Raw genomic sequence first — 26,951 nt, 5'->3', positions numbered from 1 at the left:
CGACTCGCGCCCCAGGGAAAAGAGGCCGGAGCGCTCCTGCGCTACCACCCTGAACCACTTCTCCTGATACTCCATGCTGGCCAGAATAGCCGCGGCTACGCCAACGGGACCGCCCCGCAGGTACCTTCAGAGCTGGTCGGCACCGACGGCGTCGTCTTATCTAACGTTCCATTGCTGAGACCAGGTGCGGGCATGCCATGGGGACGCCTCATAGCGCCCAAGCTCTTCCGTGGGAAATCGCCTTGTGCGGTCTCAATTCCGTTCTGTCGCATAGGTGGCCCGTGGCCGGCTTTTGGTGCGACAAGCCGTGCAAGGGACCTCAACCCCGCAACGCTTGTATCACTTGCAATGCAAGCATTACTTGTATTCCTGCGGGCGGTCAGGCGAGGCCACTGGTTCTGTCCGACTCGCGGTGAGGGCTTGCTGGTGGCGGTAGAGCGTCGCGCGGCTCCACCCGACGAGGCGTGCGGCGTCTTCCGCGGTGCGTCCCTTCGCGCGGGCTTCCGTGGCGAGCGCGAGCTTGTCGGCGATCACGGCCGGATCGGAGAGTGGCCGGCCGAAGCGGGTGCCGCCTTGGCGGGCTGCGGCGATCCCGGCGTTGACGCGTTCGACGATCAGTTCGCGCTCGTACTCGGCCAGGGTGGCGAGCATGTTCAGCATTAGCCGCCCGGTCGAGGTCGCTGGGTCGATTCCGTCCGATATGGACCGGACGTGCACGCCACGTTCGCGCAGCAGGTTCACGGTGTTCAGGACGTCGATCAGGGAACGGCCCAGCCGGTCCACGCGCCAGACAACGACGGTGTCGCCCGCTTGCGCGTAGTCGAGGAGTTTCTTCATTCCGGGGCGGTCGATTGCCGTCTTGCTCCCGGACGTGATGTCGGCGAACACGTCGCGTTTCTGCACGCCGACCTTGAGTAGTGCGTCGAGCTGCAGCTGCGCGTCCTGGCTCGACGTGCTGACCCGTGTGTATCCCAGTTGCCTCATCTCGCCATTCTGCCTCGAAAAACCCCTCCCAAGGCACGGATGAGACGATTTACGGTGAGACGACTTTCCGAGACAGCACGGGCCCCGTCTTTCCGGCACGGATTTTCGGCACAACCTGCACAAGGGGCGTGTCTCGAAAAGCTGTAGATTTTTGAGACATGATCGCCGGGAAATGGTCCGTTCCGCGGGTAAGGCAGGCAGAATCAGCATGTGACGGATTTCCTGAACCCTGCCCTGCTTGACGCCACCCTTCGGGCGGCTGAGCAATGGCGCATTCTCTTTGCCGACCTCGGGACCTTTGCCGGTGGCGTGACCTTCAGCCACGATTCCGCGGCGTTCGGTGGGGACGGAGCGGACATTGCGAGGATCGTGGTCAACGGCGTCGAGATCGAAGCGGCCGAGTGGGCGTCGCACGACATCCGGTTTTCTGCCGAGTTTCCCGACGGACGGTCCGTCTATGGAGAGGAGACCTTCTTCGAGGAGACCGACGGCCGGGGTGGATTGTTCGGACTGCGGCGGGTGCAGGAAGCGGACGTGGAGGCCCGCTCCGCGCTCAACGCCTTGATGGTTCTGGCGACCATGAAAGCCATCGCGGACACGGTAGCGAAGAAGTCCTGGGACGATATCCGGTGTTCGGGCGGAATCGACACCCCCATAGGCAGGTTGTCTGCTTTCAACCCGGCGTGACTCCCCGGGGAAACCCGCACCACGGCAGTCCACGCGAGCACAGGGAGGTGCAGGCCGCTCAACGGTTCTGCAGGACGCCAAATAGCCCCACGATATACGCGCCAGTTATCGATGCGATTCACAGCTTGGGAGGACAGCATGAACGAATTTGATCTTCGCCCCGATCCCAGTGGTGGTTTCGATTTTCTGGTCGATGGCCGGTTCCTTCGGGAGATCGTTTTCGATGGCGAAGACATGGAGAACGTGAGGTCACCTTGTTGCGCCGGGGGCTCTCCTCCGGCGGGGCACAGGATCAGATACGTCGCCTGATGGGGGAGCTGCCTGGAGAGTTCTTTCCGGATCGGGTCTGGCTCTATTTCTGCCCCGAATGCTTTAGCGAGGGCTGTGGCGGAATCAGCGCCAGGGTCCAGGTCGGACGCGAGCGGGTGGTGTGGAGCGACTTCCGCCACGACGGGATGCCCGGCACCGACAACGAAGTAGAGCACTTCGACGATGAAGACGCGATCACCGCCGTCGGGACACTGGTCTTCGACCGCGGCGAGTACGAGGCCGCCTTGGAGCGGACGGCCGGACAGCTGGGCCGCAGCTTCGTAGCCTATTGGCGCAGCACGGCGGCCCTTAGCCAGGCGACCCTTGGACTGGAGCGCGTGGTTTCCCGCAGGCAGTTGCGGAAGCGGCCACCGGATCCGAAGGAGGGATTGCAGTGGACCATCGACAGGCGTCCGCTGTCCCGGATTCTGCGGGGGACCGCTGGCAAGCTTTCCAAGAGGGGACAGGGGCTGCAGTCCGACCTGTATTTTTCCGTGGTCCAGGAGCGGCACGGCAGCTACGGGGAAGAGGGCCGCAACGCGATACGTCTATTGCTCGGCGAGGGAACGTGGGACGACCTGCCCGGCAGGGTACCCCTTCTCGTCGGGGACTGCCTCGACATCCCGTGCGGGGTCGTCACCACCCACGTCGAACGCATGGAAGACATTGTCGTGTGGAGTGACTTCAGGGTTCACGGGACGGGACCGGACGAGTACGGCCACCCCTACGACCCCAACCTGACGTTCACCTTCGACCGCCGGCAGCACGACGAGACGCTGTGGCGCGTGTTGGCAAAACTCTGATGGCGTGAGTGGGCCGGTTGCAAGACAGCCGCGCGGATGGATTCGCGGCTGCTCGCGGCGTGGTTAGTGGAACTTCTTCATTCTCCACTCGGCGCCCTCGGCCATCGGGACGGAGAGATAAGGACGCTTGAAGACGCGGCTCTTGCGCTCCACAGGGACCCTGCCGCTGAGGAAAAAGTCCACGATGGCGTCCACGGATTCCTTCGCGAACCCGGTCTGGTCCTCCGGCTCTCCTCCGATCAGGTCGCGGCGGATGTACTGACCGTCGTAGACGATCTCTGGCGCCTCGCTGCCGAGGACCAGCGTGAAGGTTGCGAGTCGTGTCCCCTTGATCTCCGCGTAGACATGGTTGTCGCGTATGCGTGTCGTGCCATCGACACCGTCGGGAAGACCGGCGAAGATGCCCTCGACTTCGCCGGCAAGCCATGACAGATACCGGCGTACTTTCTCTTCATCATTCATCGGCAGCAATCCGTCCCCAGAGCGAACCGCGTTCGCGCGCTGGTCCTGTCCTCGCAGCCCACTGCAGTTCCGGCCGGTTTTCGCTCTGGTTCATGCCTTGATCCTAATGACCCGCGTCTTCGATGCGGAGCCGGAAACGTTCGAAGCGACGTGATCGCGTAGACGCTCAGTGTGTATCCGCCTCGGACGGTGCCGGGTGCTCTGCAATCCACCATCTGCAAGGCGACCGCACCTCGCTTGATCCCGAGTTCGTGGGACAAGAGCATGGTGTCGGTTGTGGGGCGGCCATACGGACAGGCAGGTCCTGAAGTGCAAGTGTTAGCGGCCATGAAAAACTGCCCATAGGCGGCCACGGAACTGCCCACTGACGGCCATGGAAACTGCCCGTTGGTGGCCGTGAGATCTGCCCACTTCTTTGACGTAGCCCTGCTGCTTAAGCGGCGGGAGCCTCTTCCCGGGGTTTGATAACGGTGTCTAGTCGCACCAAAGTCGCCCGGGAAGAGGCCCTAATGAAGTTTGACGGAGAAATCATGGAAATACTTGCTGCGTATGATCTGACGGGTTCGTTGCGCGCCGCCGCGGAACTCACCGGCTGCTCGCACCACACGGTCGCCCGGCACGTCGCTGCCCGGGACGCCGGTCAGCCGATCGCCGAGCCGGCCTACCGGGGCCGGGTCACTGATGCGTTCCTGCCCAAGATCGAGGAATGGATCGAGGCTTCCAAGGGCAAGATCCGAGCCGATAAAGCCCACGAGAAACTCCGTGCCCTCGGTTACGAGGGTTCGGAACGCTCGACCCGCCGGGCAGTCGCGCAGGTCCGCGCCGCCTGGCGGCTCGGCCACGTCCGGGTGCACCGCCCCTGGGTGACCGAACCTGGTCAGTGGATCCAGTACGATTTCGGCGACGGCCCAGTGATCGAGGGCAAGAAGACCGTGTTGTTCGTGGCATGGCTGGCGTGGTCCCGGTTCCGGGTCGTGATCGTCCTGCGGGACCGGACGGCGCCGAGTGTGTTCGCGGCGCTGGACCGCACGTTCCGTGTCGTGGGCGGCGCCCCAACCTACGTCCTCACCGACAACGAGAAAACGGTCACCGTTTCCCACGTCGCCGGGGTCCCTGTCCGTAACCAGCAGACGGTCGAGTTCGCCCGCCATTACGGCGTGACGGTCCTGACCTGCCAGCCGGCTGATCCCGCGTCCAAGGGCGGCGTGGAGTCCTCGGTGAAACTCGCCAAGGCCGACATCGTGCCCAAGGACACCAACCTGCGCCCCGAATACGCTTCCTTCGCCGAGATCGAGGCGGCGTGCCAGGGCTTCATGGATGAGGTCAACCACCGTGAGCACCGCGCTACCCGCCGAAAACCCGCCGCGATGCTGACCGAGGAAGCGCCACGGTTGCACCGCATCCCGGACACCGCGCACACGGTCGCGTTCGGCCTCTCCCGGTCCGTCCCGGAGAACACGCCGATGGTCACCTTCGAGAACGGTCAGTACTCCGTCCCGGCGTATCTGCTCGGCGCGGGGGTGTTCGTCCGATCCCACGGCGCCGGACCCGATGAACAGGTCATCGTCGTCCACCACGGCAGCCAGGGCCCGGTGGAAGTCGCCCGGCACCGGCGCGCCCGGCCCGGCAGCCCGGCGATCAACGACGCCCACTTCCCGGACCACCGGCCCAGGATCCCTGGCGACTACACAGCGAAGGCCCGGACGGCCGCGGAGGCGGAGTTCCTCGCGATCGGGGACGGCGCCCGGACCTGGCTGCTCGAGGCCGCAGCCGCCGGGACGGCACGGATGAACGTGAAGATGGCCGAAGCCGTCGCCCTGGCCAAGATCGCCGGGCAGTCCGAAGTCGATCACGCGTTGGGAACCGCGGCCATCCATGGCCGCTTCGCGAACAAGGACCTCACCTCGATCCTGAACGCAGCGGGTTCACGCACCACCACCCATGCCGCCAGGGAAACCCAGTCCCTCACCCAAGGCACCGCAGGGTGGGCAGCCATCGGCCAGCCACCCGCAACCGCCGAGGCCGCCGCCGTTCTGGAGGAAAGCGCATGAGTCCGGTCCCGGTCACCGCACCGGCCTTGCCGGCGGAGCTGGAGGCGCTGATGCGGCAGCTGAAGATGCCCCACGCGCGGGCTTTGGCGCCGGAGCTGATCGCGACTGCCCGCGCCCAGCGCTGGGAACCGGCCGAGGTCGTCAAGGCCCTGTTCGTCGAGGAAGTCGCCGGTCGATCCCGCTCCATGCTTGCCGCCAGGCGCAAGGCCGCGGGCTTCCCGACCGGGAAAACCTTCGACACCTGGGACCCCGCCGCATCCTCGATCCCCACGCCGACGCAGCAGGCGCTGCGGACGCTGGAATGGATCGGAAGGAAGGAGAACGTCGTGATCTGCGGCCCCTCCGGCACGGGCAAGACATTCTTCCTCGAAGCCCTCGGGCAGCAGGCCGTCGAAGCCGGACTGCGGGTCGCTTGGTTCCGCCTCGAGGACCTCGGCGCTCTCATGCGCGCCCACCGTTCCGATGACAGCGTCACCAAAGTCGTCGCCCGGATCCTGCGCGCAGATCTGGTGGTGGTCGATGACATAGGCCTCTTGCCGGTCGGCGTTGACGCGGCGGAGGGACTCTACCGTCTCGTCGACGCCGCTTATGAGAAACGGTCTATCGCGGTGTCCTCAAACTTGCATCCTGCCGGCTTTGACGAGCTCATGCCTAAAACCCTGGCAACGGCAACCGTGGACCGGCTGCTGCACCACGCCCACGTCTGCCAGACATCAGGAGATTCAATCCGACTCAGCCAGGCCTTGGCCGGAAAAGGAGTCACGCCAATGAACTAAACCCCGACCCCAACATGGCCAACGCCACCGAACATCAGGTGGGCAGATCTGGTGGCCATGAGTGGGCAGTTTTCATGGCCACCAGCGGGCATTTCTGCTGGCCGCCCATGGGCACAAACTATTGGCCATTGACATGCAAGATGCTATTTGCGGTTGTGAAAGCAAAACTGTCTTGCAACAGTGGTTGAGTACCGGATTTCCGGTCCCAGCTTGCAAGACATGGTAGCAAGGCGGTCGGACCCTTGAGTTTCCGCGGACGCGAAAGTGTCTCGACGGCGTGTCTTGCAACCCGCCGGTTGCAAGACAGGTGGTCGGCCCAGGAACAGATCGAATCGAGGTTGGCCGGACTTCCTAAGCCTTGATGTAGCGAGACGATATGCAGGTGGCGCTGGCTCGGGGGCCGACCGTGAACCCGGCATCCCGGTTCGGGGCGCTCGATGAGCCGAGACGCACGTCTTTAATGCCTTCGCCGCCGCGGATGTCGTAGGGGTTTTCCCAACCCCGCCGCCCTGCTCAGACTCGCCGGCGCGGTCCTCGTCGAGCAACACGATGAATGGGAAGCCGGAGACCGCCGCTATCTCTCGGAGGCCTCCATGGCCGAACTCAAGGCCATGGATGAGACCACCACCGCACCGATCGAGGAGGCGATTTCACTCCCAGAACTCACTGCAGCGTGATCAGAACACTGACCCTTACGGTGTCGAGGCAAACTCCACCTGAGCGGGGGCACACATTCTGGTTAGATTCCTCGCCTACTGTCTGCACTCTTTACTCTTTCTTCTTCATTCGCTTTAGCACTTTCTCGGATTTCCGGTCTCCCCCCTCAGCTCCGCTGCGGATCCATGCAGCGCCTTCTTCCGTCTTGCCCAGTTTCATGAGCAAAGTGCCCAGATTCAACTTTGCATAGAGTTCGCTCGCGTCCAGCCCCAGCTCCCGGGCGATCGGGTCCGCGGTCTGCTGGGTCCTGACGAGGTTGGGCGTGTACAGGGTCTCGATGCCCACGCCGCCGAGGGCCGCCGGCAGCGCCATCGCCTGCTCGCGCCCGAGGTCAGTCAGGTCGGCGCCGGGTGCGGCGGTGTCGAGGTTCTGCCCCACGTTGGAGGTCGTTTGACCGTGGCGGACGAGGACGAGTCGGATGTCCCCCATCCTGCCACCGCCGGGGTTCCGGCCGCCGATGCCCGGGCGTAGAGTGACGCTACCTGACACTCGATGAGGGAGATGGCAATGGGCGAGTACCGCGCGTACACGGACAGCGAAAAGGCCTCCTACGTGGCCCCGGCCTGCGATCGGTGCGGACAGCATCGGCACATGACTTGGGAGGACAAGGGGGGCGGCGATGCGCATTGGGTTCCGCGCGACGCGGGCTGCTCCAACGAGGCCTGCACCGGATAGCGTCGGCTATTCGCCCGTCGCCCCGGTGGGCGTCGCGTCCTCAGGCTGCTCCATCCAGGTCAGCTCCCACACGTGCCCGTCCGGGTCCGTGACGGCGGAGCCGTACATCCCCGGGAACTCGGATTCCGCCTCCCGGTAGACCAAGCCGCCGTTGGCGGCGGCCACCCGCGTCAGTTCGTCCACGTGGGCGGACGAGTCGCAGCTGAGTGCGTTGAGCATCTGCTTCGCGCCCTCGCCGAACGACGCCTGGTCGCCGCCGCGCAGGAAGCCCGCGAAGAACGGCTCCTGAAGCGACATCACCCAGATGTCCGGCGTGACCATCCAGGCGGTGGCGTCGTCGTTGGAGAACGCCGCGTTCCGTTCGAAGCCCAGCGCCCCGTAGAACGCATTGGCGGCGGCCAGGTCCCGGGTGGGCAGGTTGACGAAGATCATGCGACCCATGGCTTGTGTCCTTGTCTCTGGGTCCGGCGGTCCGCCCCGCCGGCGCGTGCCTTAAGACTAGACTGTGTTCCACGCCACATGCCGGGACCCCGGCGCCCTTTCGACGGATGGTGACCTACATGGGGTTGACGACGCCCGCCTCCCGGACGCTGCAGCGCCATGCGCGCGCCGCCCACGCTGTCCTGGGTCATGGCAGGCCGGACACGACCGCGGAGGGTTCGCCACTTGCCGGTCTGCGCCCAGTGGTCCACGATTCATGGCTCCGCTCGCTCGATTTCCTCCCCGATCCGGACCGCGTCCAGCCGGGTCCAGGCCTGGCCGGCACCGAATTGGAGGCCTACCGACGCGCCCATCCGCTCGCCGTCGTCATGCCGGTGATCGACCGCCTCCTGGTGCAACCGGCTCGAGACACCGGCCTCTTGGTGGCCGTCGGCGACGAGTTCGGGCGCCTGCTCTGGGTGGAGGGCGATTCGTCCGCCCGGCGTCGGGCCGAGGGGATGGCGTTCGTTCCCGGCGCCGACTGGTCCGAACGGTCCGTCGGCACCTCGGCGCCCGGGACGGCGCTCGCCACCGACCGCGGTGTCCAGGTCAGCGGCGCGGAACACTACAGCCGCCAGGCGCACCGGTGGAGCTGCACGGCCGTCCCCGTGCACGACCCCGCGACGGGGCGCCTCATCGGCGTCGTGGATCTCACCGGCAACGCCGACGCCGTCGCCGCGCACTCACTGTCGCTGCTGCACGCGGCCGTGGCCGCCGCCGAAGCGGACCTCCGATTCGGCTCAGCCAGGGGACGAGCCCCGCGGCGTGCCGCCCCTCGCGCCGCCGTCCGTCCGGCGGGGGCGGGCCTCGCGGTCCTGGGGCACGACGCCGGAGTCCTCGCCTCGGGCGGGTCCCCGCTCGCGCTCGGCGGACGGCACGCCGAGATCCTGACGCTGCTGGCGTGGCACCGGTCCGGGCTCGACGCCGACGCGCTCGCCGACGCCGTCCTGGGCGACTCCGGACAGCGGTCGACGCTGCGCGCGGAGATGGTCAGGCTCCGCCGGGCGCTCGCCGGCCACGATTCGTCGCCGTCGCTGGTCTCGCGTCCCTACCGGCTGGAGCCCCGTCCCGCGCTGGACGCCCGCGACGTGTTGGATCTCGTGGCCCGCGGCCAACACCGCCGCGCCCTGGCGGCCTACCGGGGTCCCGTGCTGCCCCGGTCCTCCGCGCCCGGAATCGAGGCGATCCGCGCCGAGGTCTCCGGCGGACTGCGCCAGGCGATGCTCCAGGACGCCGGCGCCGACGTGCTGATGGACTACCTGGAGCTGCCGGAGGCGGCCCGGGACGCGGAGGCGCTGCACACCGCGTTGCAGGTGCTTCCGCCGCGGTCGCCGCGCCGCGCCGTCGTCGTCGATCGGTTGGAACGGCTGGAAGCCGAGCTCGCCTGATCCCCGGCCGGCACCCCCGGACCCTCGTGAGCGGCTTTGGACCTTCCCGAGCGGCATTGCCGCGTGTGGCCCGCTATGGCTAGCGCGTTTCCGTGGCAGGACGCGCAAAGCCGCTCACGACGGCCCGGTGCAACCCGGGTGCAACGTCCCCGGGCGTAGCGTCACACCCACCAGCAGCGAACACGCGCCAACAAAGGAGTTGCCATGACCGTCTATGCCGTCCCGGGAACCGAGGGATCGCCCGTCACGTTCAAGACCCGCTACGAGCACTACATCGGAGGCGAATGGAAGGCCCCGATCAAGGGCGAATACTTCGAGAACATCACGCCGGTGACGGGCAAGGGCTTCTGCGAGGTCGGCCGCGGAACCGCCGAGGACATCGAGGCCGCGCTCGACGCCGCCCACGCCGCCGCCCCGGCCTGGGGCCGCACCAGCCCGGCCGACCGCGCCGTGATCCTCAACAAGATCGCCGACCGCATGGAGCAGAACCTGGAGATGCTCGCCGTCGCCGAGTCCTGGGACAACGGCAAGGCCGTCCGCGAGACGCTCAACGCGGACATGCCCCTGGCGATCGACCACTTCCGCTACTTCGCCGGCGCCATCCGCGCGCAGGAGGGCGGCCTCTCCCAGATCGACGAGAACACCACCGCCTACCACTTCCACGAGCCGCTCGGCGTCGTGGGGCAGATCATCCCGTGGAACTTCCCGATCCTCATGGCCGTCTGGAAGCTGGCTCCCGCGCTGGCGGCGGGCAACGCCGTCGTGCTGAAGCCAGCCGAGCAGACCCCGGCGTCGATCCTGGTTCTCGCCGAGCTCATCGGCGACCTGCTCCCGGCCGGCGTGCTGAACATCGTCAACGGGTTCGGGCTGGAGGCCGGCAAGCCGCTGGCCTCGAACAAGCGCATCCGCAAGATCGCGTTCACCGGCGAGACCACCACCGGCCGCCTGATCATGCAGTACGCGTCGGAGAACCTGATCCCCGTCACGCTGGAGCTCGGCGGCAAGAGCCCCAACATCTTCTTCGAGGACATCGCCGCGAAGGACGACGCCTTCTACGACAAGGCGCAGGAGGGCTTCACGATGTTCGCCCTCAACCAGGGCGAGGTCTGCACGTGCCCGTCCCGCGCGCTGATCCAGGAGTCCATCTACGACCAGTTCATCGGCGACGTCGTCAAGCGCACGGAGGCCATCACGCAGGGCAACCCGCTGGACACGGACACGATGATGGGCGCGCAGGCCTCCAACGACCAGCTGGAGAAGATCCTCTCCTACCTGGACATCGGCCGGCAGGAGGGCGCCGAGGTGCTCACCGGCGGCGGGCGCGCCGACCTCGGAGGCGATTTCACGAACGGCTACTACGTGCAGCCCACGATCTTCAAGGGCCACAACAAGATGCGCGTCTTCCAGGAGGAGATCTTCGGTCCGGTGGTCTCGGTGACCACGTTCTCCGACTACGCGGACGCCATGTCCATCGCCAACGACACCCTCTACGGACTCGGCGCAGGCGTCTGGAGCCGCAACGGCAACGCCGCGTACCGGGCGGGCCGGGACATCCAGGCCGGACGCGTGTGGGTCAACCAGTACCACGCGTACCCCGCGCACTCGGCGTTCGGAGGGTACAAGTCCTCCGGGATCGGGCGCGAGAACCACCTGATGATGCTGGACCACTACCAGCAGACCAAGAACCTGCTGGTCTCCTACTCGGAGGACAAGCTCGGCTTCTTCTAAACCCGGAGCGCGCATCCCGCGCCCCACCCGCACCATCGAATGCCAAACACGGGATTCGCCATTCACAGGTCGTGGGCGCGCACCGGCAACGTCGCCGGGGCGCGCACGCGATCCCAACAGATAGGCAAAACCATGAGCACCATGAAAGCCGCGATCGTTCGCGCCTTCGGCGAGGAACTCGACGTCGGTACGACGGAAGTCCCCACGCCCGGCCCAGGCCAGGTGCTGGTCAAGCTCATCGCCTCCGGAGTCTGCCACACCGACCTGCACGCCGCAGGGGGCGACTGGCCCGTCAGGCCGAGCCTCCCGCTCATTCCCGGCCACGAGGGCGTGGGCACGGTCCAGCAGCTCGGCGAGGGCGTCACCGAGCTAAAGGTGGGTGACCTCGTCGGCAACGCCTGGCTGGCCAACGCCTGCGGAAGCTGCGAGTTCTGCGGCACAGGCTGGGAGACGCTCTGCGAATCCCAGTCCAACGGCGGTTATTCCGTCAACGGTTCCTTCGGCGAGTACATGCTGGTGGACGCGAAGTTCGCCGCTCTCATCCCCGACGGCGCGGACCCCTATGAGATCGCCCCGGTGCTGTGCGCCGGCGTCACGGTCTACAAGGGCCTCAAGCGGAGCGAGGTGAAGCCCGGTCAGTGGGTCGTCATATCGGGAATCGGCGGCCTGGGCCACATCGCGGTCCAATACGCCGTCGCCATGGGCATGCGCGTCGCCGCCGTCGACGTCGCTGAGGAGAAGCTGGCCCTGGCCCGCAGCCACGGTGCCGAGGTCACAGTCAACGCATTCGCCGTCGATCCGGCGGAGGCCATCCAGCAGGCCACAGGCGGTGCGCACGGAGTGCTCGTCACGGCCGTGCACCCGGCGGCGTTCGGCCAGGCGATCGGGATGACCCGCCGCGGCGGCACGATTGTCTTCAACGGCCTGCCCCCGGGCGAGTTCCCGGCGCCGATTTTCGACATTGTGCTTAAAGGGCTGACCATCCGCGGTTCGATCGTCGGCACCCGGCAAGACATGGTTGAGGCGCTGGAATTCTACGCGGCCGGCAAGATCAAGCCCACGTTCCACACCCGCCCCCTAGAGGATGTGAATGCGGTCTTCGACGAGATGCGGCACGCCAAGATCGACGGGCGCGTGGTCATCGACTTCGTGGGAAGCGCCGCTTGACACTACCCGCCTAGCAGGGGACCAGAGCGAGACCGGTCCGGACGAGCGCAGACCGCGCGCTTCCGGGCCGGGCCGCCACCGCACCAATAACAGGGAGAACACCATGGACGCGACACTCGACGCCCGGCCCGCGATCGAGGGCGAGACGCGCTCGCGCGTCGCGCTGACCGGGGAGGCGGCGGCGCTGCTGCGCCGGCTGTGGGACCGGCACGGACCGCTGATGTTCCACCAGTCGGGCGGGTGCTGCGACGGCTCGTCGCCGATGTGCTTCCCCGAGGGGGACTTCAAGACCGGGGGATCGGACCTCCTCCTGGGCGTCTTTGATTTGGCGGACGACGCCGGTGCGCCCCTGGGGGAGATCGGCTTCTGGATGTCCCGGGAACAGTTCGAGTACTGGCGGCACACGCACCTCACCGTGGACGTGGTGACCGGCCGCGGGGCGGGGTTCTCCGTGGAGGCCCCGGAGGGCAAGCGGTTCCTGATCCGCAGCCAGATCATCGGCCCGGAGGCCGGCTGAACGGACCCCCTTTCGGCTGATCCAGTCGGGGCCCGGCCCGGTATCATGGTGGTACGCCGTCGGCGTCCGCGCGCCGGTGCGGAGCCGCCGTCGATCGTGGGAAAGGGAAGCCGTGGACCAGTGGGGCGAGCTCCTGCGTGGACTCGATCCGTTGTGGGTATATCCCCTCGGCGCGCTCATCGTCACGTTGTCCGCGATGGTCCCGCCGGTGCCCAGCACCACGCTCTTCGTGGGACTGGGCGCGGTCTCCGCCAGCTCGGACGCCTTGGACCCCTACCTGCTGGCCGCCGCGATGTTCGCCGGCGCGCTGGCGGGCGACGCCGCGACCTACGCGCTGGCCCGACGGTTCGACATGGCCTCCTGGAGCCTCATGCGGGGGCGGAAACGCCAGTCCGCGCTGGATTCCGCACGGCGGCGCCTAGCACACGACGGACTGCCGCTGGTGATGAGCTCCCGCTACATCCCGCTGGGCCGGCTGACCATGAACCTGGCCTCGTCCCTGACGCCGGTCCCGTGGAACAGGTTCCTGGTCCACGCCTGCGTGGCGGGGGCCGTGTGGTCCGTGTATTCCGTGGGCGTGGGTGCGATGTCCGGCATCTGGCCGCAGGTCTCCACGGAGTTCGCCGTCGTGCTCGCGATCGCCGTGTCGTTGTTGCTCGGCAAGGCGTTCAGCATGCTGGCCGAGTGGGTCGAGGATCGCCGGCCGGAAACCAGCCGGGACCTCGAGGCCCTGGCCGAGTAGGCCCGCCGGGCGGTTAGCCGAGCGTGGCGGTGTCGATGACGAAGCGGTAGCGCACGTCGGAGGCGAGGACGCGCTCGTAGGCGTCGTTGATCTTGTCGGCCGGGATGACCTCGATCTCCGAGCCGATGCCGTGTTGCGCGCAGAAATCGAGCATCTCCTGGGTTTCGGCGACGCCGCCGATCATGGAGCCCGCGAACGACCGGCGGCCGCCGATGAGCGCCATCGCGTTGACCGGCAACGGTTCCGCCGGCGCCCCCACATTGACCATGGCGCCGCCGACCGTCAGGAGCCCCAGGAAGGCGCTGACGTCGACCGCGGCGCTGACCGTGTTGATGATGAGGTCAAACGAACCGGCCAAGTCGGTGAACGTGGATTCGTCGCTGGTCGCGTAGTAGTGGTCCGCGCCAAGGCGCAGGCCGTCCTCCTGCTTCTTGAGGGACTGCGAGAGCACGGTGACCTCGGCACCCATCGCGTGTGCGATCTTGACGGCCATGTGGCCGAGGCCGCCGAGTCCGACGACGGCGACCTTCCTTCCGGGCCCGGCGCCCCAGCGCTGGAGGGGCGAGTAGGTGGTGATGCCCGCGCAGAGAAGGGGAGCGGCGACGTCGAGCTCGATGCCCTCGGGGATCCGGAGCACGAAGTCCTCGGTGACGACGACGTGCGTCGAGTAGCCGCCCTGGGTGGTGGTCCCGTCGCGGTCGGTGGCGCCGTAGGTCCCCACCGTTCCGTTGAGGCAGTACTGCTCGTCTCCCGCCGCACAGTTCCTGCAGTCCCCGCAGGAGTTGACCATGCAGCCGACGCCGACCCGGTCGCCGACGGCGTGTGTGATCACCTCGGATCCGATCTCCGCGACGATGCCCGCGATCTCGTGCCCGGGGACCAGCGGGTACGGCTGCGGGCCCCAGTCCCCGCGCACGGTGTGGATGTCGGAGTGGCAAATGCCGGCGTACTTGATGTCGATCAGGACGTCGTGGGGACCGACGTCGCGGCGTTCGATGGTGGTGGGAACCAGGTCCCCGTCGGCCGAGGGGGACGCGTAGGCGTTGACGGTGGTGCTCATGGTGATTCTCCTTCGTGAGGGCGGTGGGGGCGCGACCGATCAGCGGCCCGCCGGGTCCACCGTGGCGTCTACTGCTTCTTGGTCTTCTTAAGGGCGTCGGCCAGGGATCGAGCCTCGGCCGCCAGGTGCGCGGCCGCGTCGGTGTCGCCGGCCTGGACCGCTTCCCAGTAGTCGATCTTCAGGGCGACGTAGCGCTTCCGCAGGGCGATCCACCTCGACTCCGTGGACAGCTGCTCCTGTTGCGTCCCGAGCAGGGCGATCTGCTCGGCCGCGGCGGCCGCGCCGTGCTGGCCGTTTGCGACGTAGCGGCGCATGTCGCCGACCGACATTCCCGTCGCGCTGAGGCACGCCACCCAAGTCAACAGATCCAGGTTGTCCTCCGTGTAGACCCGGTGTTTGCTGCTGGCGTCGCGACCGATCGGCGCGATCACTCCGATTGACTCGTAATAGCGCAGGGTGCTGGCCGGAAGGCCGGTCATCGCCGCCGCTTCCTTGATCGTGTAGGTCCGCCGGATGGTTGGTGCGCTCCCTTCCTCAACGATAGGAACTTCAAGTACTTGAAGACAAGGGGTGCGTGGTTCGGGAGGTTCAGCCCAGGATTTCCCAGGGTTCGATCTCACCCTCAACCACCCTGAAGAGTGGGTGCGGATCCGGTGCGGCGGACTCCAATGCGGGGAGCCGTTCCGGATCGCGGACGGCCAGTTTCGCGGACAGGTGGGCGCGTTCGTAGTTCATCTGTCCGCGCGTGACCGTCAGGAAATCCGGGCCGCCGGCCGACGCCGCGCCGGGTTCGACGCCGGCCGGCGGTACGACGATGAGGGACCGGTTGAAGTTGTAGCCGCGCGCAGCTGCCTCGCCGGCCATGCCCGCGAGGTAGGCGCCGATGGCGGCGACGGGTTCGGGACAGGCGCGGAAGCGGACCAGTTGCGGGTGGTTGCGGTAGCCCGCCGTCGCGCCCTGGAGCACCTTTTGGGCCAGCAGCGTCTCGCGCCAGCACGCCACCAGACCCTTGGAATCCAGGTACCGCGGATGGAGACTCCAGATGCGCATCCCCCCAGCCTAGCCATGATGATCGAGAGAGAACGGCACGTTGGCCGAGGCCGGATGCGTTGGAGCACATCACCAGCGCCCCGGGACGTGCCAGCGGTGTAGGTGCGGGGGCAGCCGGCTCGCCTGACCCTCCATAGGACGGACCGGTCGCGCGGGCCGCAAGGCACCGGCGGTCCTTCCGCCCGTGGAACCGTCGCAACACCTCACGGCTCGGGCTGATTTTCTCTGCCCGGGGGAGCGATGGCTGATTACACCAAGCAATGGTTGTGCCTCGGAGACCGGATCGGTAGCTCACCCTCGAATTAGCCCAGCACGCGTTTGCTGCCGACACTCTGTGCGTCCGCAGCAAACGCGTGCTGTGTGGATCAGTTGTTTGTGATGGTGACGTTGCCAGCGTCCGTGCGGCAGATGGTCTGGCCCTGGTCGGAACGGTCTACGGCAATCGCCCGTGCCAGCACGGCGATCTGGTTGACAGCAACGTCTGCGACGTCGCATGCGGTCACTGCAGCTAGAACTGCGGCGTTGACGTCCACGGCATCCTCAATGGTGATGTCGCCGACGTTCACATTCACGAGACCGTCCTAGACGGTCGGCGCGGCCATGGCCGGGGCCATTCCGCCGGTGAAAAGCAAGGATCCTGCGAACGCTGTGCCTACTGCAGCTTTGGTGAAGAGACGCATGGTTAGCTCCTTGTTGATAGTGTGGATTGGGTAACGTCAAGGTAACGATCCGCATGCTTTCGGTCAAGAGATAGCGCTGACTCAGCGGTGATATTCGCAGAATGCGCTAGAGCACAGGGTTCCTGTAGGGCGCAAGAGGAACGTAACCAGACCGTTGGGTCTGTCCGCGTCGGAAAACGCCTGGCCTGCTCTGGGGATTTCCCCGGCCACCTAGCCGGCCGTTGGGCGGCCGCGCTATTGCCGGTAGCGTGGAGCGCACCATGACGATTGTAGGAATGCGGGCCGCCGCCGCTTTGGCCGCCGCCCTGTTGACACTGACCGCCTGCACCGCGCCGCAACCGGGACGACCGCCCGCCAGCAGTGCGGCGCCGTCAAGCTCGGCGCCCAGCACGTCCGCGAGCCCCTCGCCCAGCGCTTCGGCCGAGGCCAGCACCACGCCGGACGCGGAGGCGGAATCCCTGCTCGGGCAGCACGGGGTCTCGGCCGCGCATCCGGCCGCCGTCGATGCCGGCATGAAGATCCTGGACCAGGGCGGCAACGCGGCGGACGCGGCCGTCGCCGTGGCGTTCGCGGTCGCCGTGGTGGAGCCCTTCGCCTCCGGCATCGGCGGCGGCGGCTCCGCGGTGCTCGCCGAGGCCGGAGCCGACCCGATCGCCTACGACTACCGCGAGGTGGTCGCCAACGACGGCGTCATCCCCGATTCCGGCACGGGCATCCCGGGATTCGTCTCGGGCCTCGCCCGCATCCACGAGGACCACGGCTCCCTGGAGTGGAAGGCCCTCCTGGCGCCCGCGATCGACCTCGCGGAGAACGGCTTTCCCATTACAGACTTCCTCGCCCTGCGCATGGAAAGCGACGCCGGCCCGGCAGCGCTCGACGGGCTCGGCCAGTTCAAGGCCTTCGCCGGCATCGGGCTGCTGAAGTCGGGCGACGAACTGGTGCAGGAGGACCTCGCCGCCACCATGCGCACGCTCGCCGACGAGGGTCCCGAGGCGTTTTACACGGGCAGCCTCGTCGCCGACCTCACGAAGGTCGACGGCATCGACGCCGCCTCGCTGGCCGACTACAAGCCCGAGCGGCTCAAGCCGGCGCGCGGCGCGTTCGGCGAGTACGACGTCGTTTCCGTTCCGCCCGCGCTGCCCGGCCCCGCCGTCGTGCAGTTGCTTCAGGTGGCCGAGGGACTCGGCATCGCCGACTCCGCCCCGGGATCCGCGCCGTACGTGGACCGGATGACCAAGGCCTGGTCCGTGGCCGACTCCACGGTGACCGAGCACTTCGGCGACCCCCGGTTCGTGGACGTGCCGGTCGATCGGATCACCGACTCCGAGGCGAACGCGGAGCTGGGCGACAACGCGCAGGCCAGCGGCGCCGGCGCGGAGACCGGCGACGCGCCGCAGGCGGGCGGACCGATCGAGGCGGGCAACACCACGCACCTCACGGTGGTCGACTCCAGCGGATTCACCGTCTCCATGACCAACACCATCACCAACTTCTGGGGCGGGGGAAAGACCGAAAGCGTCGGCGGGTTCTTCCTCAACAACCAACTCTCCCGGTTCGCTTCGCTGGACACCCCGAACAACCAGCCCGAACCGGGCCGCAAATCCGTGAGCTGGGCCGCGCCGTCGCTGGTCATGGACGGCGAGGACCGCGTGGTCATGGGCCTCGGCAGCCCGGGTGGACACCAGATCCCGAACATCCTCGCGGGCGTGCTGGTGCCGTGGGCCCTGCAGGACGCGCCGCTCCAGGAGGCGATCGATTCGCCCCGCTACCACCTGCAGGACGGCGTCCTCGCCGTCGAGCGGGATCCGTCCGCCGGACTGACGGGATTCGTGGACTCCAAGGGCTGGGAACTGCAGCGCACGCAGCGCGAGGAGGCCGTGTTCGGCTCCGTGCAGGCGCTGGAGATCGACTACGAAACGGGGAAGATCATCGGCGCCAAGGACACCCGGCGGGAGGCGGACTTCGCGACCGCCGAACCGTAGCCCGCGGCAGAACGGTCCGGGGACGGCGCCTCGCCGGGATAACCGCGGCGTAGTGATCTAAAATGGACCGTAGATCTTGAAAAACCCACCACCCCGCCGAGTGCACACCGAAGCGATGCGCACGGGGATTGCCTTGGGAAGGAGGCCGACCGTGACCAGCAGCCCCGCCGCAGCGCACGGCCGGCTGTCCGGAGCCACGCTCGCGCTGGGCAAGGTTCTCCTGTTGTTGGGGCTGCTCCTAGTGCACGTCGTCGGCGGGGACCACGTTCCCGCCACGCATGCGGCCCACACCCAGACCGCGACGCATTCCTCCCCTGCGGATGCACATCGACACGCCACCGCCGCGTCCGAGGCGGCCGCGCCGGCGTCGTTCTCAGCTTCGTCCGCGCCAGCGTCGGATTCGCTGGCCGCGGACGGGCACGACGCCGGATCGTGCGTGGGCGAAGGCTGTGGCCTGACGATGGCGATGGCGGGGTTGTGCCTGATCGCCCTCCTCGCCGGCGGCCTGATCCTCCGCCGGGTCTACCGCAATGCTTCCCCGCTGGTCCGGCGCGGACCTCCGCCGGTGCGGCTCTGGAGGCCAATCCCCGCCGTCCGCACGGGACCTTCGCTGGTTCGTCTGTCGATCAGTCGCACCTAAAAATGCGCACGGACCGCACCCTTGAGGGGGTCGGTTCGTGCTTCGCCGCGCCCGCCGCTCCCCGGACGGCGGATCAATGCCAGTGAATCCGCATGCACTCGAAGGAAAAACACCATGAAGAAAGACAAAGCACTCGCCGCCACCCTGCTGGCCGCCACGCTCGCGCTGACCGGCTGCGCCGCCGGAACCGACCCGGGCGCCGGATCCGGCATGGACCACGGTTCCATGTCGGCTTCAGCGGAGTCTTCGCCGGACGACGCCGCGGAGCACGGGCCGGCGGACACGATGTTCGCCCAGATGATGATCCCCCACCACGAGCAGGCGGTGGAGATGAGCGAGATCATGCTCGCCAAGGACGGATTGGATCCGCGCATCCTGGACCTGGCGAACAAGATCAAGGCCGCCCAGGCGCCGGAGATCGCGACGATGACCGAATGGTTGGGCGCCTGGGGGGAGCCCGTGGAAGCCGAATCCATGGGCCACTCCATGGAAGGCATGATGACCGACGAGGATCTGGACGCCCTCGATTCCGCGAAGGGAGACGCGGCGGCCGAGCTGTTCCTGACCCGGATGATCGAGCACCACGAGGGGGCCGTCGAGATGGCGGAGAACCAGGTCGCCGAAGGATCGAACTCCGAGGCCGTGGCGCTCGCCGAGCAGGTCGTCGAAGACCAACAGGCCGAGATCAAGGCCATGCAAGAGATGCTGCCGGATTTCCGGTAGCGTCGGCCTCGGCCCAAGAAAGCGAATCATGCCTTTTCTCCCGTTACGTCCCGTCCGGCGGAGACGCGTACCCGGCGCGCCGCGCGCGCTGGTCGTCGCGGCCGCGGGGGCCATCCTCGCGCTCGCCATCGCCGGATGCTCCGCGCAGCCGGCGGAGCCGACGCCCGGTGACGCCGAGACCGCCGGCGGTCTCGCCCACGTCCATGGTGCCCACGCCGACCCCGACACGGGGAAGCTGCTGCTTGCCTCCCACCACGGCCTCTTCGACGCCACCCGGGAACCCGCTGAGCGGATTGGTCCGGAGGTTGATCTCATGGGCTTCACCGCCGACGGCAACGGGGCTTTCTACGCCTCGGGCCACCCGGGGCCCGGCGTCGACCTTCCCAACCCCGTGGGACTCCTGAAGTCGACGGACGGGGGAGAAACCTGGGATCCGCTCTCCCGCCAGGGCGAGTCCGATTTCCACGCGCTCACCACCACCCGGGACGGGATCGTCGGATTCGATGGCGAACTTCGCACCAGCGCGGACGGCACCGCGTGGGAGACCGTCCGGAACGCGCCGAAGCCCTACGCGCTGGCCGGCAATCCGGAGGGCCGCGTGGTGCTGGCGACCACCGAGGATGGCCTCTGGAGATCGGAGGACGGGGGCGCCTCGTGGTCTCCGCCCTCCGGCGGGCCCGTCCTGCTCGCCGCGGCCTTCGTGGACGCCCGGACCGTGGCCGGCGTCGCGCCGGACGGCGCCGTGTACATCAGCGACGACTCAGGAGAAACGTGGGCGGAGACCGGGGCTAGCGGCGGCCAGCCCGCCGCCGTGACCGGGACCCGGGACGACGCCGGGGAGGTCACCGTCTGGGTTGTCGAAGCCGACGGCACCTTCGAGGAGGTGCGGATACCGTGACATTCGACCCCATCTCCGTTTCCGCGCCCGCATGTGAAGGGGCGTGACGCCGAACATGGCGCAAGCCACCGAACCCGTTCCCGTGTCCCCCGAGGAGCGCCCCGCCGAAGGCGGCCGCATCGTGGCCCTGGACGCTGCCCGCGCGGCGGCGATCGTGGGCATGATCGCGGTCAACGTCGGCCCGCGGGAGGACGGCGGCGGACTGCTCGCGGTGCTCTACGGGTTGCCTGTCGGACGCGCGTCCCTGTTGTTCATGATGCTCGCCGGAATCGGGATGTCCATCCTCTCGCGACGCGCGCGCAGGCCCGGGGGACGGCTCCCCTGGCCCTCCGTGCTCTGGCGCGCCGGGCTGCTCTTCGTCTCCGGGCTCGCCCTCCAGCTCCTGGACCATGAGGTCAGCGTGATCCTGGCGACCTACGGGATGCTCTTCCTGCTCTGCCTTCCGTTGCTGCGGGCCCGGGCACGCGTCCTGGCCTGGACGGCCGGCGTGGTCACTGTTGCCGGACCGCTCCTGTGGGTAGGCGCGCAGGTGGCCGCCGGCGACACCTACCGGTTCATCCAGCCGACGCTTCTCGACCCCCCCGCCGACGTCCTCCGTGGGACGTTCCTGTCTGGGTCCTATCCGGTGGTGGTGTGGGCCGCGCCGTTCCTCGTGGGGCTCCTCTTGGGGCGCGCCGATCTGAGGAGCCGGGCGCTCCACAAGCGTTTGGTCCTGTGGGGCGCGGTCGCGGCGGTGGCGGGCTACGTGGTCTCCCGGCTGCTGATCCTGGCGTTCGGCGAGCCACCGAACCGCATGGGGTGGGACCACCTCGTATCCGCGGTGGACCATTCGCAGATGCCGTTGTGGCTGGTCTCCGGCCTGGGCAGCGCGGCCTTCGTGCTCGGTATCTTCATGCTGGCAGAGCGTTTCGTGGCCCGTCGACTCGGGGCGCTGATCGCCGCGGGGCGGTTGTCCCTGACCATCTACGTCGTGCACCTGGGCGTGCTCGCCGCGCTCGTGAGGCCCGAGCCGCACACCCTTTACGACGGGATCCTGATCACCACGGTTCTCTCCGTCGGCTCCATAGTCTTCGCCGTGCTGTGGCTGAAGTGGTTCAAGACGGGGCCGCTCGAGTACCTGTTGCGTACCCCCGACCTGCCGCGCTGGCGCCGGGGGAACGCGAGGTCCCCGGGGGCCTCAGGGGAGTAGGGCCAGCAGTTCGGCGCAGGCTTCCTCGCAGCGGCGGCAGGCGTCCGCGCAGACGCGGCAGTGCTCGTGCATTTCCGCGTGGCCCGCGCACTCGTCGCCGCACGCCTTGCAGGCCGCGCGGCAGGCCTCGAGGAGGGCGCGCACGACGCCGGCGTCCCGTTCGGTTTGTCGGGAGAGCACCGCCCCGGTCGCCGCGCAGACGTCGGCGCAGTCGGCGTTCAGCCGGATGCATTTGGTCAGGCCGGACACCATGTCCTCGCCCAGGCAGGCGTCCGCGCATGCGGTGCACGTGGCGGCGCATTCGAAGCACGCGGCAATGCAGGCGGCGAGCTTGTCGGCGTCGGGCGTTGCCGCGGCGCGGGGGTGGGTGTCGATCATGGCGGCAATGTGGTGCGTCATCGGTCTCTCCTTCGTTTGGGGTGAGGTGTCGTCCTCCGACGGGGTCCGAAAGGGACCCCCGTGGCCGACCCTAACCCACGGGATAGGAAGGGGGAACAGGGGCGGCGTCGACGCGACGGGGCGCCGCGTCGCACGGTCAAGCGGTGTGCCGCGGGATTCGGCCCGCCGATTCGATCGCCTCGGGGGAGAGCGCGTAGTCCGTCGCCAGCGCCGCGGCACCCATTACACCGGCGCGGTCGCCTGCCGTGGAAGTGACGATCCGCAGGTGTTTGGTCGCCAGTGGCAGCGACCGCGTGTAGACGACCTCGCGGATGCCGGCCAGCAGGTGCTCTCCGGCCTGGGCGAGAGACCCGCCGACCACGATGAGCGACGGATTGACGAGGCTGACGTAGGTGGCCAGCACGCTCCCCAGATGGCGGCCGGCCTCGCGCACCATCCGGACCGCCTCCAGATCGCCCTCACGGACGCGTCGGGTGACGGTGCCGCCATCATCCAATCCCAATTGTCGGGCGATGGCGGGGCCGCTCGCCACGGCCTCCAGACAGCCCGTGTTACCGCAGGCGCACGGCGCGTCGAGGCCGCCGGGTACCCGCACGTGGCCGAGGTCTCCCGCAGTGCCCTGGGCGCCGCGCTGCAGGACACCGCCGGCGATGATGCCGGCGCCGATCCCGGTCGCGACCTTGACGAACACCATGTCGTTAACGTCCTGCCAGGCTGTCTTGCGCTCGCCGAGGGCCATGATGTTCACGTCGTTATCCACCAGGACGGGGACATCGAAATCTTGCCGAAGCCGTCCCGGGACATCGAATCCGTCCCAGCCCGGCATGATCGGCGGGCTGACCGGGCGCCCGGTCTCGAATTCCACCGGCCCCGGTAGGCCGATGCCGATCGCGGCGAGATCGACCGGCGTGCGGCCGGCGTCGTCGAGGAGCCGACTGATGGTCGATGAGAGCCACGCCAGCACCTCCTCCGGGCCGCGCCTGATCGGCAGGCATTCGCGCAGCTCGCCCATTATCGTGCCGCCCAGGTCGGCCAGGGCCACCAGTGCGTGGCTGGCGCCGAGGTCGGCGCCGATGACGACGCGCGCCTCGGGATTCAAGGCGAAGAGCGACGGCGGTCGCCCGCCGGTGGAGTTCGCACCGCCGAAGGGCGCCACGTAGCCGAGACCTAGCAGAGTGTCGACGCGGGTGGAGACAGTGGAGCGGGCCATTCCGGTGATCTGCGCCAGCTCGGCACGGGTGCGCGGGCGTCCGTCGCGTAGTAGTTGCAGGAAGTCCCCGGCGCGGGCCAGGTCGGCCCCGGGGTTCTCCGAGTCCGTGGTGCTCATGTGCGGCTCCTTCCCTGCTTCGCCCGAATGATGGTGGCGATGGCCCGTATAGAGCATGCCAGTCCAGCGCCAGTTAGGCACGATTGCGAACGATGCGTCGATTCCAGTTGGGCTTTCAATGGTTCATTTAACATCTTTTGCTTGACTGCCGTCAAAAGTCTGCCTAGGCTCGGAGTGACGCAGAACACAACGACCAAATGGGAGCCACCATGACCGAATCGCACGTGATCCCCGCCGCGGCGATCGCCGACCGCACCACCGGACTCAACGTCTCCGTCCAGCTCTACAGCGTGCGCGACGCCGTTGCCGCGGACCTGCAGGGAACGGTCGCCCGCCTCGCTGGCCTCGGCTTCCGGAACGTGGAACCGTACAACTTCGTCGCTCTCGCCGACGACCTGCGCCGCGCCTTGGATGCAACCGGATTGAAGGCGCCGTCCGGACACGCGCCGCTGCTTCGCGAGGATCAGGAGGAAATCTTCGCCGCCGCGCTGAAGCTGGGGATCACCACGGTGATCGACCCCTACCTCCCGGCCGAGCACTGGGAAACCGAGGAGCAGGTCGCCGCTACTGCCGCCACGCTCAATGCCGCGGCTGTCGCGGGCGCCGCCCACGGAATCCGCGTGGGCTACCACAACCACGAATGGGAGATTTCCACCCGCATCAACGGAACCACCGCCCTGGAACTGATGGCCGCCCACTTGGACCCCGCCGTCGTCCTGGAGGTGGACACCTACTGGGTCGCCGTCGGAGGCGAGGATCCTGCCGCCTTCTTGGACCGCCTCGGGGACCGCGTGAAACTGGTGCATCTGAAGGACGGACCCGTGAACCGCGACACCGCCGCCCAACAGCCCGCCGGCCAGGGTGCCATGCCGATCGACGCCGTGCTAGAGGCCGCGGTGCGCAACGGAGTGGAGATCGGCGTCGTTGAGTTCGACTCGTACACCGGCGACCTCTTCGAAGCGCTCGGCGCCTCGCTCGCCTACCTCGATGGTGGTGCCGCGCGATGACCGCTCCGGACACGGCCACCGACGCGCGCGTCGCCGCGCACCGTTCTGGTCCCGTCGGTGTCGGGATCATCGGCGCCGGCGTGATCAGCACGCAGTACCTGGACAACCTGACGACGTTCTCCGACGTCGTCGTCCACGCCATCGGCGACCTGGTGCCCGCCGCGGCGCAGGCACGCGCCGAACAGTATGGGATCACCACGCACGGCACCCCTGAGGACGTTCTGAACCACCCCGATGTGGAGATCGTGGTGAATCTGACCATCCCCGCGGCGCACGTCCCCGTGGCCCAGGCGGCCATTCGGGCCGGCAAGCACGTGTGGAGCGAAAAGCCGTTCGCCCTCGACCGGGAATCCGGACGCGCCCTCCTGGCAGAGGCCGAGGCCGCCGGTCTGTTGCTGGGTTGCGCCCCGGACACGTTCCTCGGGGCGGGTCTGCAAACGGCCCGCCGCGCCATCGAAGCCGGCGTCATCGGCACCCCGCTGACGGCGCTGACCCTGTTCCACGTCCCCGGCCCGGAAGCCTGGCACCCCAACCCTGAGTTTTTGTTCCAGGCCGGAGCAGGCCCGCTGCTGGACATGGGCCCGTACTACCTCACCGCCCTGATCCAAACGTTCGGCTCCATCCGGCGCGTCGCCGCGATGGGCAACCGCTCCCGGGACATGCGCACCATCGCCACCGGACCCAAGGCGGGCACGGACTTCGACGTCGCCGTGCCCACACACGTGGGCGTGCTCATCGAGTTCGAGTCCGGTCAGCAGGCGCAGTCCATCTTCAGCTTCCAGTCCACGCTCAAGCGCATGGGCTGGATCGAGATCTCCGGCACCGAGGCCACGCTATCCCTGCCCGACCCGAACATGTTCGACGGCGAACTACGCATCACGCGCCCCGACTCCGACGACTGGGAGGTGTTGGAGCTCCAAGGCTCAACCGCCGGCCGCGGCCAGGGCGTGCTCGACATGGCGCGCGCTCTCCGTGCCGGACGCGAACACCGCGCCCAGGGCGTGCTCGCATTCCACGTGGTCGACGCGCTGTTGGCCATCGACGAGTCCGTGGCGACCGGGGAGTTCGTGGCCGTCATGTCCAGTGCCCCAGCGGTGCCGCCGCTGCCCGCCGACTGGGATCCCACGGCCCCGACCCTCTAATCGCGTTCCACCCTTCCCACCACTGTAGGAGTAGACATGAACAAAACCCTCCGCCTCGGCGCCGTCGCCGTGGCCTCCGCATTCACCCTCGGCCTCAGCGCCTGCGGCTCCTCCGGGGGCGGCGACGCCGGCGCACAGGAAATCACGTACTGGGCGACCAACCAGGGCGAGTCCCTGGACCACGATCGGGAGGTGCTCTCCAGGTCACTGGAACGCTTCACCGAGGAGACGGGCGTCAAAGTCAATCTCGAGGTCATCCCCTGGACCGACATGTACAACCGCATCCTCACGGCGGTAACGTCCGGCGACGGCCCCGATGTGCTCAACATCGGCAATACCTGGGCGGTGACCCTGCAGGAAACCGGCGCGTTCGAGGCGGTGGAGGGTGAGTTCCTCGAGGCCGTCGGTGGGCAGGACCGTTTCGTGGCCTCCAGCTGGGCGACCGCGGGCGCGGAGGGCAAGGCCCCGACGTCCGTGCCGCTCTACAGCCAGGCATACTCGCTGTACTACAACACCGAACTCTTTGACGAGGCCGGTATCGAGGCGCCGCCGGAAACCTGGGACGAGTTCGTCGACACCGCCAAGAAGCTCACCAAGGACACCGACGACGACGGCAAGATCGACCAGTGGGGCATCTCTACCGAGGCGGGGGCGGTGACCAACGGCGCGCACCACTCCTTCATCTGGGGCAAGCAGAATGGTGGCGCCATGTTCGACGCAGAGGGCAAGCCTACTTTTGACGCAGAGGGGCAGATCGCCGGAGTTAACCAGTGGATCGATCTCATGGGCACTCACAAGGTCATGAGTCCCTCGGACGCCGAGATGACCAACGGCGCCGACGCCGTCGCCAACCTGATCGATGGTCGCGCCGCCATGGTGATGAACCAGAACCCGGTCAAGAACTTCAAGGCACGGGACTTCACTGATTGGGCCGTCGCCCCGATGCCGCTGGTCGATCCCGCGGCCACCGGTGACCAGGCGGTCATGAGCTTCGCAGCCGGCTCCAACATTTCGGTCTTCAAGAACTCGGACAACAAGGAGGCCGCGTACCAACTGGTCTCACACCTGACGGACACCGAGGAACAGGTCTACCTCAACGACTCCTACACGTCCCTGCCGACGGTCACCGACGCGTACGACGCAGAGGAATTCCAGGACGAGGGCGCCAAGCTGAAAGAAATGACCCTCGCCGACCACGCGCAGCCGATGCCGCTGGTGGCCCAGGAGGGCCAGATGGAGACCCTCGTCGGCACGGCGGTGAAGGGACTCTTCGCCCAGGCGGCCACAGGGTCCGTGACACGCGCAGACGTCGAGCGCGCGCTCGCGGACGCCAACAACCAGATGTCGGCCGCCCAGTAGGGAGACCTC

At 67.8% G+C, this 26,951-nt stretch carries 27 protein-coding genes and 1 pseudogene; 18 read left to right on the top strand and 10 right to left on the bottom strand.

The annotated features are described in order from the left end of the window. Nucleotides 1–357: 357 nt before the first annotated feature. A complete protein-coding gene (locus AC0QSG_RS11620; protein WP_475375502.1) occupies nt 358–984 on the bottom strand; it encodes a recombinase family protein in 627 nt (208 codons plus the stop codon). A 210-nt stretch (nt 985–1,194) separates the two neighbouring features. Here AC0QSG_RS11620 and AC0QSG_RS11615 point away from each other — a divergent pair, with 210 nt between their 5' ends. Both AC0QSG_RS11615 and AC0QSG_RS11610 read left to right on the top strand, forming a co-directional pair. Then, nucleotides 1,195–1,671 carry a hypothetical protein gene (locus AC0QSG_RS11615; RefSeq protein ID WP_475375501.1) on the top strand — a complete coding sequence of 159 codons (477 nt, stop codon included), beginning with the start codon at nt 1,195–1,197 and terminating at the stop codon, nt 1,669–1,671. Between the two features lie 308 nt (nt 1,672–1,979). Beyond that, nucleotides 1,980–2,783 (top strand): hypothetical protein, encoded by an 804-nt coding sequence (locus AC0QSG_RS11610; RefSeq protein WP_475375500.1) that lies wholly within the window; start codon nt 1,980–1,982, stop codon nt 2,781–2,783. Between the two features lie 63 nt (nt 2,784–2,846). Here the strand turns inward: AC0QSG_RS11610 and AC0QSG_RS11605 are convergent, their stop codons facing one another. Then, nucleotides 2,847–3,245 (bottom strand): hypothetical protein, encoded by a 399-nt coding sequence (locus AC0QSG_RS11605; RefSeq protein ID WP_475375499.1) that lies wholly within the window; start codon nt 3,243–3,245, stop codon nt 2,847–2,849. Between the two features lie 509 nt (nt 3,246–3,754). On the opposite strand from AC0QSG_RS11605, the gene istA reads away from it, so the two are divergent. From istA to AC0QSG_RS11590, 3 genes and pseudogenes are all read left to right on the top strand, one after another. Then, a complete protein-coding gene (istA, locus tag AC0QSG_RS11600; protein WP_475375124.1) occupies nt 3,755–5,296 on the top strand; it encodes an IS21 family transposase in 1,542 nt (513 codons plus the stop codon). Next, nucleotides 5,293–6,072, top strand: a complete 780-nt coding sequence (gene istB / locus AC0QSG_RS11595; RefSeq protein ID WP_435728490.1) for an IS21-like element helper ATPase IstB — start codon at nt 5,293–5,295, stop codon at nt 6,070–6,072. The genes istA and istB overlap by 4 nt, the downstream gene beginning before the upstream one ends. Before the next feature lie 491 nt (nt 6,073–6,563). Beyond that, a pseudogene (locus tag AC0QSG_RS11590) lies at nt 6,564–6,749 on the top strand (IS256 family transposase); the annotation flags it as partial. A 91-nt stretch (nt 6,750–6,840) separates the two neighbouring features. On the opposite strand, the gene AC0QSG_RS11585 reads toward AC0QSG_RS11590, so the two are convergent. Together AC0QSG_RS11585 and AC0QSG_RS11580 are read right to left on the bottom strand one after the other, a co-directional pair. After that, nucleotides 6,841–7,167 (bottom strand): histidine phosphatase family protein, encoded by a 327-nt coding sequence (locus tag AC0QSG_RS11585; RefSeq protein WP_475375498.1) that lies wholly within the window; start codon nt 7,165–7,167, stop codon nt 6,841–6,843. 303 nt (nt 7,168–7,470) lie between these two features. Then, the gene (locus AC0QSG_RS11580; RefSeq protein ID WP_475375497.1) at nt 7,471–7,905 is read right to left on the bottom strand and encodes a VOC family protein; all 435 of its coding nucleotides are present in this window, start codon (nt 7,903–7,905) and stop codon (nt 7,471–7,473) included. A gap of 119 nt (nt 7,906–8,024) precedes the next feature. Here AC0QSG_RS11580 and AC0QSG_RS11575 point away from each other — a divergent pair, with 119 nt between their 5' ends. The 5 genes from AC0QSG_RS11575 (at nt 8,025) to AC0QSG_RS11555 (ending at nt 13,486) form a co-directional block, all read left to right on the top strand. Further along, on the top strand, nt 8,025–9,332 hold the full coding sequence (locus AC0QSG_RS11575) for a GAF domain-containing protein (protein ID WP_475375495.1): 1,308 nt from the start codon (nt 8,025–8,027) through the stop codon (nt 9,330–9,332). Nucleotides 9,333–9,536: 204 nt separating this feature from the next. Beyond that, nucleotides 9,537–11,060, top strand: coding sequence for an aldehyde dehydrogenase (gene adh / locus AC0QSG_RS11570; protein WP_435727870.1), 1,524 nt, complete (start codon nt 9,537–9,539; stop codon nt 11,058–11,060). Between the two features lie 132 nt (nt 11,061–11,192). Further along, complete coding sequence (gene adhP, locus AC0QSG_RS11565) at nt 11,193–12,227, top strand: alcohol dehydrogenase AdhP (RefSeq protein ID WP_435727869.1); 1,035 nt, start codon at nt 11,193–11,195, stop codon at nt 12,225–12,227. 103 nt (nt 12,228–12,330) lie between these two features. Continuing rightward, nucleotides 12,331–12,744, top strand: a complete 414-nt coding sequence (locus AC0QSG_RS11560) for a DUF779 domain-containing protein (RefSeq protein WP_475375494.1) — start codon at nt 12,331–12,333, stop codon at nt 12,742–12,744. A gap of 112 nt (nt 12,745–12,856) precedes the next feature. Further along, nucleotides 12,857–13,486 carry a DedA family protein gene (locus AC0QSG_RS11555; protein WP_475375493.1) on the top strand — a complete coding sequence of 210 codons (630 nt, stop codon included), beginning with the start codon at nt 12,857–12,859 and terminating at the stop codon, nt 13,484–13,486. 13 nt (nt 13,487–13,499) lie between these two features. Here AC0QSG_RS11555 and AC0QSG_RS11550 read toward each other — a convergent pair whose 3' ends face one another. The 4 genes from AC0QSG_RS11550 to AC0QSG_RS11535 form a co-directional block, all read right to left on the bottom strand. Beyond that, complete coding sequence (locus tag AC0QSG_RS11550) at nt 13,500–14,546, bottom strand: NAD(P)-dependent alcohol dehydrogenase (protein ID WP_475375492.1); 1,047 nt, start codon at nt 14,544–14,546, stop codon at nt 13,500–13,502. 68 nt (nt 14,547–14,614) lie between these two features. Continuing rightward, nucleotides 14,615–15,025 carry a MerR family transcriptional regulator gene (locus tag AC0QSG_RS11545; RefSeq protein WP_475375491.1) on the bottom strand — a complete coding sequence of 137 codons (411 nt, stop codon included), beginning with the start codon at nt 15,023–15,025 and terminating at the stop codon, nt 14,615–14,617. A 109-nt stretch (nt 15,026–15,134) separates the two neighbouring features. Beyond that, complete coding sequence (locus AC0QSG_RS11540; protein WP_475375490.1) at nt 15,135–15,596, bottom strand: pyrimidine dimer DNA glycosylase/endonuclease V; 462 nt, start codon at nt 15,594–15,596, stop codon at nt 15,135–15,137. Nucleotides 15,597–15,961: 365 nt separating this feature from the next. After that, nucleotides 15,962–16,168, bottom strand: a complete 207-nt coding sequence (locus tag AC0QSG_RS11535; RefSeq protein WP_475375489.1) for a hypothetical protein — start codon at nt 16,166–16,168, stop codon at nt 15,962–15,964. A 368-nt stretch (nt 16,169–16,536) separates the two neighbouring features. Between AC0QSG_RS11535 and AC0QSG_RS11530 the strand changes: the two genes are divergently transcribed. From AC0QSG_RS11530 to AC0QSG_RS11510, 5 genes are all read left to right on the top strand, one after another. After that, nucleotides 16,537–18,258 carry a gamma-glutamyltransferase gene (locus AC0QSG_RS11530; protein WP_475375488.1) on the top strand — a complete coding sequence of 574 codons (1,722 nt, stop codon included), beginning with the start codon at nt 16,537–16,539 and terminating at the stop codon, nt 18,256–18,258. A 151-nt stretch (nt 18,259–18,409) separates the two neighbouring features. Continuing rightward, entirely contained in the window at nt 18,410–18,898 is a 489-nt protein-coding gene (locus AC0QSG_RS11525; RefSeq protein ID WP_475375487.1) for a hypothetical protein, read from the top strand. A gap of 114 nt (nt 18,899–19,012) precedes the next feature. Further along, on the top strand, nt 19,013–19,621 hold the full coding sequence (locus AC0QSG_RS11520; RefSeq protein WP_475375486.1) for a DUF305 domain-containing protein: 609 nt from the start codon (nt 19,013–19,015) through the stop codon (nt 19,619–19,621). A gap of 28 nt (nt 19,622–19,649) precedes the next feature. Then, nucleotides 19,650–20,519 carry a F510_1955 family glycosylhydrolase gene (locus AC0QSG_RS11515; RefSeq protein ID WP_475375485.1) on the top strand — a complete coding sequence of 290 codons (870 nt, stop codon included), beginning with the start codon at nt 19,650–19,652 and terminating at the stop codon, nt 20,517–20,519. A 55-nt stretch (nt 20,520–20,574) separates the two neighbouring features. Then, entirely contained in the window at nt 20,575–21,708 is a 1,134-nt protein-coding gene (locus AC0QSG_RS11510; RefSeq protein WP_475375484.1) for a DUF418 domain-containing protein, read from the top strand. Here the strand turns inward: AC0QSG_RS11510 and AC0QSG_RS11505 are convergent. Both AC0QSG_RS11505 and AC0QSG_RS11500 read right to left on the bottom strand, forming a co-directional pair. Next, a complete protein-coding gene (locus tag AC0QSG_RS11505) occupies nt 21,697–22,107 on the bottom strand; it encodes a four-helix bundle copper-binding protein (protein ID WP_435727857.1) in 411 nt (136 codons plus the stop codon). The genes AC0QSG_RS11510 and AC0QSG_RS11505 overlap by 12 nt on opposite strands. Before the next feature lie 136 nt (nt 22,108–22,243). Further along, nucleotides 22,244–23,434, bottom strand: a complete 1,191-nt coding sequence (locus AC0QSG_RS11500) for an ROK family transcriptional regulator (protein WP_475375483.1) — start codon at nt 23,432–23,434, stop codon at nt 22,244–22,246. Between the two features lie 209 nt (nt 23,435–23,643). On the opposite strand from AC0QSG_RS11500, the gene AC0QSG_RS11495 reads away from it, so the two are divergent. From AC0QSG_RS11495 to AC0QSG_RS11485, 3 genes are read left to right on the top strand one after another with little or no spacing between them, the layout of a single operon-like run. Further along, nucleotides 23,644–24,441, top strand: a complete 798-nt coding sequence (locus tag AC0QSG_RS11495; RefSeq protein ID WP_475375482.1) for a sugar phosphate isomerase/epimerase family protein — start codon at nt 23,644–23,646, stop codon at nt 24,439–24,441. Then, complete coding sequence (locus tag AC0QSG_RS11490; protein WP_475375481.1) at nt 24,438–25,583, top strand: Gfo/Idh/MocA family protein; 1,146 nt, start codon at nt 24,438–24,440, stop codon at nt 25,581–25,583. The genes AC0QSG_RS11495 and AC0QSG_RS11490 overlap by 4 nt, the downstream gene beginning before the upstream one ends. Nucleotides 25,584–25,619: 36 nt before the next feature. Then, nucleotides 25,620–26,942, top strand: coding sequence for an extracellular solute-binding protein (locus tag AC0QSG_RS11485; RefSeq protein ID WP_475375480.1), 1,323 nt, complete (start codon nt 25,620–25,622; stop codon nt 26,940–26,942). Nucleotides 26,943–26,951 lie beyond the last annotated feature (9 nt).

The sequence above is a fragment of the Arthrobacter sp. LT660 genome (genome assembly GCF_056172845.1).
The sequence above is the reverse complement of the archived record's forward strand: the minus strand, read 5'-3'. Positions and strand labels throughout refer to the sequence as shown.